Below are 6,395 nucleotides of genomic sequence, written 5' to 3' on the forward strand. Positions count from 1 at the left end.
GAGTTGACGCTGACCAACGATTTTTTGTCCGGCGCGCTCGGCAAGGCCGGATTGCTGAGCGCAAAGCGATGATCGATCGCGGGCACGACCTCCCCGTCGTCCAGCAAGCCAAGGCCCTCGGGATCAGCCGCGGCAGCGTGTATTATGTGCCGCGTCCTGTCCCAGCAGCCGATCTGGCCGTGATGAGGCGGATGGACGAACTGCATCTCGAACTTCCCTTCGCGGGGAGCCGGATGCTGCGTGATCTTCTCAACACGGAAGGTATCACGATCGGACGCTGCCATGTCGCGAGGCTGATGAAACGCCTGCGCATCGAGGCGATCTACCGCAAGCCGAACACCTCGAAGCCTGCACCAGGGCACAAGATTTACCCATATCTCCTGCGCGGGCTGATGATCGACCGACCCAATCAGGTCTGGGCGATGGACATCACCTACGTGCCGATGGCGCGTGGGTTCGTCTATTTGGCCGCCATCATCGATTGGTTCAGTCGCCGGGTGCTGTCCTGGCGGCTGTCGATCACAATGGAGGCTGACTTCTGTATCGAGGCTCTGGAGGAAGCCATGGTTCGGCACGGCAAGCCGGAGATCTTCAATACGGATCAGGGCTCGCAGTTCACCAGCCTCGCCTTCACCAGCGTATTGGCGAAGGCCGGGATCGCCATCAGCATGGACGGCAAGGGCGCATGGCGCGACAACATCTTCGTCGAGCGCCTGTGGCGGTCGGTCAAGTACGAGGAGGTCTACCTCCGCGCCTACGACACCGTGAGCACGGCGCGTGCTTCGATCGGCCGGTATCTCGCCTTCTACAACGGGCGAAGGCCCCATTCGAGCCTTGACCGGCGAACCCCCGATCAAGCCTACTTCGACAGGTTGCCGCATCCCGCGGCTGCCTGAACCCGGCAGGATTCCACTTATCCAGGCCCAGGTCGCTGTTCAGACAAACCGAGCCACCTCTCACCCTCCTGAAGCGCGTGAACCGGCAGTTGTTTGGCCGCACCAAACTCGATCTGCTCGAAGCTCGGATGATCGGAGCGCCATAAGCCGACCTGCACCGAAAGTGAGTCAGATTCCCGTTTCTGCGCCGATCCGGGGTCCCGTTCCAATGCTGTTTGACAGCGTGAGAGATGCCACACGCACGAACCGAACCTCCTGGATGCAATGATCCCCGCCCTTTCATGGATCAGGGGCCGGCCGCTGCCAGGGCTTTCTACCTCCGGGAGCGGGCGCGGCTCTGGACAGCGGAGTCAAGATCAAGTGGGTCAACACCAGAGCAAAGCCAATCGGGATCCTCGTAGATCGAACGGCCGCGCCCGCTACCTTGGCGTCAACATATGGCGGGAGGTATGAGGCGATCTGCAGAGCATGGTCTGCCGAGACCCGACGTTCTAAGGTAAACCCAATCGATTAGACGCCCGGCCAAGCTTCTAAGAGATAAAGCTTTCCAGATTTAAGGAGACGTTGCCGACGTTCACTGCGAAATCCATGACGTGGTCGCCATTGATGTCGGCACTGAGTATACCCTTGTCAAATCGAAGCTGTCCCGCGCCGCTAAAGGGGGCAGACCCGATCCAGGTGAATGCCTGATCTCCGGCCAACAAACTATTCGCATCAATAGCCTCGAGATCGATGCGATCACCCGCTGCCCCAGAGAATCCGATGATCGTATCCGGTGCATACGGAAGGCTGTCCGACGTGGATTGGAAGATGAACGTGTCGGCGCCATCATCGCCCTGCAGCCGGTCGGTGCCCGCACCGCCGATCAACCGGTCGTTGCCGCCGCCGCCATAGAGCTTGTCGTTGCCGAGGCCGCCCATCAACCTATCGTCGCCGTCCTGTCCGTAGAGGTAATCGTTACCGGCGAGACCCGAAAGAACGTTGGCAGAGGCGTTTCCGAAAAGTTGGTTGGACTCGGCGTTGCCAGTGCCGTCGAGCGCCGCCCCCTCCGATAGGACGAGCTTCTCGACATTGGCGTCGAGCGTGTACGTGACGCTTGAACGGACCGTGTCGAACCCGCCATTGGCAGCCTCGCGAATCATGGTCGTCGCAGCCGTCACCTGGAAGGTGTCGTTGCCACTGGTACCGGTCAGGGTCAGGGCAGTGGGCGGTGACGGATGAGTGCCGACGAGTTCGTAGGCGCGGAAGTAATCGACGTACATCCGGACGTGATTCAACCCGGGATCGACGGTCCACCCTCCGCCCGCGGCAAGGTTGATCATGAACATCAGGTCGGTATCGAGCGTGGCCGGCGTCGCCCGCGTGGAATAGGCGCTCCCGTCCATATAGAAGGTCATCACGTCGGGTCGGATCTCGATCCCGTAGGTGTGCCAGCCGGAACTCAGGACGTCGTTCCCGACGACGTGCTGGGAGGGTTGACTGGTATGGCCGGCCAGTCTGGTCCCGTTCCAATCCCAATCGTGCACGTTACTGCCGTATCGGTCCGCCGCGGCGGTACCGTGATGCTCCAGCACGTCGAATTCGATCACGTGGTCCCGGGCCGGGGACAGCCGCTCTTCCTCGATGGCCCAGAAAGCCGGCCAGATTCCCTGGCCGTCGGGCAGCCAGAGCCGGGTCTCGTAATATCCGTACGGATTACCGTCTTGCGGCGTGGTGCTGGTCCCGTCGGGAAAGACGTTCGAGATGAGCCCGCTCTCGAGCTGCCCCGCTGCGTTGCGTGTCATCTCGATCTGAAGGGCGGTCTCCCCACCCTTGAGGACCGTCGTGAACGGCGAGTGGGCACCCCCGGTCGGCATGATCTGCGCATCGCCGAAGCCTCCACCCCAGGCCTGCGCGGTGTACCAGTTGGCGGTCGCGGTCGTCGTATTGGCGATGCTCTGCCGGTCGAACTCATCGGAGAAGACGAGGGTGTAATCGGGGGGGCGCGCCATGAAGGTCCCTTTGCAGTCCTCTGTTCACCTTGCTCGGCACCCCGTCCGGCCAAGGCGGGACGCAACCGGGTGCAGACCAGGCGACTGCAATCCAAATCCATTAAAAAATTGTTTAATTTATGATTCCGCGAGCACACGCGTGCGATTATGCCCTTAATGCGCGTTTATTCCTAGTATCGGAGCCGATGCATCCGATATTCGTGGGTCGCACGAGGTCAGATTGACCGAAGGACGTTGTCCACGGCGACCTTCGACGAAGCCATATATTTGAACGCGCCCTGCCGGCCGAGCAATTCGATCCCCAGACCGTCGAGCAGGCTCATACTCGCGTCACGCTTGGCTGCGGCTGTCATATCGTAGACCGGATAGGCGAAAGCCGTGCGGATGCTGTCGACCAGAACGAGGTCGCCGTCGAACAAGCCGACGGCGCTGACTGAGCGCTGAAAATCCTCGAACAACGGACCCGGCGGACAATTGCCGGCCCGATCGGTGATCTCGACGCTGAGATACTGCCAGCCCTCCGACATGCCGTAATAATCTGAGTGGACGGTCAGGCGTTTCCACAACCCTTCGGAATGAAAGTTATAAAGCACAACGGATTCGAAATTCCGGTCGCCGCGAAACTTGCAGAATAGCGTCGTCAGGTTGCTCGACGGCGGCGCTATCTCGGAGTCGAGGCCGAGAAGGGTCAACGTTCGTGCCAGCGGAATCGTGCTGATCAGCCGAGCGCCGGAGACGGTGACGTCGCGCGTCGTCACCGAGAATCCGGCCGGCTGGACTGTCGTCCGGCTTAGGCCGGCATCGAGGATGATCGTGACGTTCTTCGCGACGAGTTGGGCGACCGCCACACGATACAGTTCTGCGAACCCGCGCTTCGGCCGGGCCAAGGCTGTGCCGTGCTGACCCACCTGTCGCCGAGCGCCCCATCGCTTGACCCGGGAGCGAATACTGGCGTTGTTGGAAATCCAGCCCATGCGCGTGGTGGCGAAATCGTAGCTGATGTCCTGGGGCGGGATGCCGTAGAACCGGGTAAAATACTCGGCCAGCCCTGTGTCCTGCAGCAGGGTTTCCCCCAGATAATAACGGATGAAATCGCGCACTGAGCTAACGCGCCGTGTGAAGCTAAGTCTCTGTCGGGCAATCTGAAAGAAGACCTGCATAACGTAGAGGGGCGACCGGAAGAGAAGCTCCTTCCGGATATCGAACGGATAAGCGACAACCTTGGCCCGCCGAGAGATCTTCTCGACGCGGTAATCGATCGGAAGACACAGGGACCGCATGCCAGGAAAGACTTTGAACATCGGGTTGTCGGTCCAGAAAAATATCGCTCCGATATCGAAGGTGAAAGAGTCTATCGTCCAAGAGAGATGATTGCCCCCAGGTTCAGGGTAGTCGTCGATCAGGCAGACCTTGAGCCCTCGATTCGCTAATACATCGGCCGTCGTCAGTCCCGTGACGCCGGCGCCCAGTATGATCACGTCATACCGAATGATCTCGGACAAGGTCATCCCCAAATCTTTGGAACGAAGAGCTAGGGCATCGAATGAAAATCTACAGCAAAATCAGCAGAGCACGCAGGCGAATACGTATCCGACCGAACCTCAGTGAGACGACTTCCAATGACGTTCTGACCGCAGAACGGCCCAAAGGATCATGACGAAACTATGCGATTTATGGCATTTTATTGCGCGACGGATCAAGTTCTGTTTTCGTGCCTGCATCTTTCCCCGGTGACACGAACGTTCACGCAGGTCAGAGGCGCCGGTAGGCGCGACCGTTCGAGGCGTGTCGGGATGGCCTACCATCCGGCGAGCTAAGTGCGCTTCACGGAACTCCCGATCACCGGGAGCGCTCCCGCTGGCTACGGCAACGCCGCGGGAGTTTTATGAGTGACACCGAGCCGCATCGCCGGCTGGCGTATGCCGTCGCGATCCCGCCTGTCGCGTGGCGGGAGCATCGGACCGGCGTCACCCGATGTCGTGGGCTGATGTTCTGGCACGGTTCTGATGTAAACCAGCGCCCGATCGTGGCGTCGACACGCCAGGTCGAGACGGTCCGGGTTAGGCCCACGCCTCAGGCCGCGGGCGCGTCGAGGGGCTTGCGGGCATAGGCCCAGACCATCACGGGGAAGTCAGGCTCGTTGCGCAGCGAGCGGTACCAGCCGTGGCGGCGCCATTTCAGGAAGTTCGACTTGACGCAGGCACGATTGCCCCAGGACGCGGTCGTGATGGCGTCTTCCGGAAAGCCGCATTCCTGCAGCAGGCAGGACAGGCCCTGTTCGGTCCAGCGCGAGCAGTCGATCGGTGAAGCGTGGACGCGGATCATGAACGGCGTACAGATAATGAAGTGGCCGCCCGGGCGTAGCATCTGGTAGACGTTGCGTCCCGCTCGCATCGGCCATTTCAGGTGCTCGAACACCTGATCGGCGATGATCAAGTCGAATCGGCGCTCCATCGTCTCGGCGCAGATGTCGAAGCCGGGATAGGCGGTGGCGGAATAGGAGCGGAAGTCGAACGCCCGGCTCCATTGCAGGCCGCCCGAGATCTCGAGGGCGTCGAGCTGTTGAGGATCGAGGCTGCGCACGAAGGCGAAGCACTCGCGATACATGACGACACGTACCCAGTCCGTCGTATCGAACCCGACGGCGTTGAGGCCGTTCCGCACGCGCTTCCGGAACGAGGCGCTGCGCATGAACGGTCCGAGTGTGGCTTCGAGCATGGTTCACCTCTGTAATTCAGGGCCGAGGGTGACAATTATCGAGGGCGGGTGCCCTGCTCATCGGCCGAGGGTGCGGGGCACGACCGTCTCGCGTGCGGTGACGGGGCCGGGCATGGCGGAGGCCTGCGTGTCGGCCTCGTTCGAATCGACCTTCACCACGTCGCCGGGCTCGAGCAGGGTGCTGTCGGTGGCTGGAATGGTGCGCGGGCCGTCGTGGGACTGGCGGACCAAGCTATAGACCGGGACGACCCGCTGGCTGCGAATCCGGTCGGCGATGAGACGTGGGGCGATCGTCTCGGCCTCGTATACCAGGGTCCGCGCCGTCTCGGAGCGCTGCTCGGCCTCCGCCCGCCGGGCCCGCGCAAGCTGGAGATCGCTCAGGATCTCCCGGCGGCGGTCGTTGCGGAAATCGATGATCGAGCGCTCGGCCTTCGTCATCTCCTGCTTGGCTCGCAGGATCGCCGTGTCGAGGTCGAGTTGCTTGCTCTCGATTTCTGCGGCCGTGCGCTCAAGGAGGTACTGGCGTGGCGCCACTGCGAGGCCCTTGGCCACCAGGGTCGCCACGCCCTCCTTCTCCTTGTTGATCAGCTCGAGTTGGCGCTCCTGCGATCGGGTCTTGCCATTCAGGGCCGTGATTTCGTTGCGGTACAGCTCGATCAGGCGCTGAGCCCCCTCGACCTGCGCTTTGAGCGTGTCGAGGCGGGTGCGGAAGGTGAGCTCCTCGTCTCGCAGCAGGTCGCTACTGCTCTTGTCTGCGGCGAGATCGGCTGGAAAAGCGATCCGCTCGCGC

At 61.6% G+C, this 6,395-nt stretch carries 5 protein-coding genes; 1 reads left to right on the forward strand and 4 read right to left on the reverse strand.

The genetic code is table 11. The annotated features are described in order from the left end of the window. On the forward strand, positions 1 to 896 hold an 896-nt coding region (locus COGEMETH_RS22585), incomplete at its 5' end, for an IS3 family transposase (RefSeq protein WP_238184942.1). A 530-nt stretch (positions 897 to 1,426) separates the two neighbouring features. On the opposite strand, the gene COGEMETH_RS22590 is transcribed toward COGEMETH_RS22585, so the two are convergent. From COGEMETH_RS22590 to COGEMETH_RS22605, 4 genes are all read right to left on the reverse strand, one after another. After that, the gene (locus COGEMETH_RS22590) at positions 1,427 to 2,887 is read right to left on the reverse strand and encodes a family 16 glycosylhydrolase (RefSeq protein ID WP_238184943.1); all 1,461 of its coding nucleotides are present in this window, start codon (positions 2,885 to 2,887) and stop codon (positions 1,427 to 1,429) included. Positions 2,888 to 3,102: 215 nt separating this feature from the next. Beyond that, positions 3,103 to 4,395, reverse strand: coding sequence for an FAD-dependent oxidoreductase (locus COGEMETH_RS22595; RefSeq protein ID WP_238184944.1), 1,293 nt, complete (start codon positions 4,393 to 4,395; stop codon positions 3,103 to 3,105). Positions 4,396 to 4,960: 565 nt separating this feature from the next. Further along, positions 4,961 to 5,605 carry a class I SAM-dependent methyltransferase gene (locus COGEMETH_RS22600; protein ID WP_238184945.1) on the reverse strand — a complete coding sequence of 215 codons (645 nt, stop codon included), beginning with the start codon at positions 5,603 to 5,605 and terminating at the stop codon, positions 4,961 to 4,963. Between the two features lie 57 nt (positions 5,606 to 5,662). Then, a partial coding sequence (locus tag COGEMETH_RS22605; protein ID WP_507763002.1) for an HlyD family secretion protein occupies positions 5,663 to 6,395 on the reverse strand: 733 nt, incomplete at its 5' end.

Origin of the sequence: Methylobacterium trifolii (assembly GCF_022179685.1) — a bacterium.
Taxonomy (GTDB): Bacteria; Pseudomonadota; Alphaproteobacteria; order Rhizobiales; family Beijerinckiaceae; genus Methylobacterium; species Methylobacterium trifolii.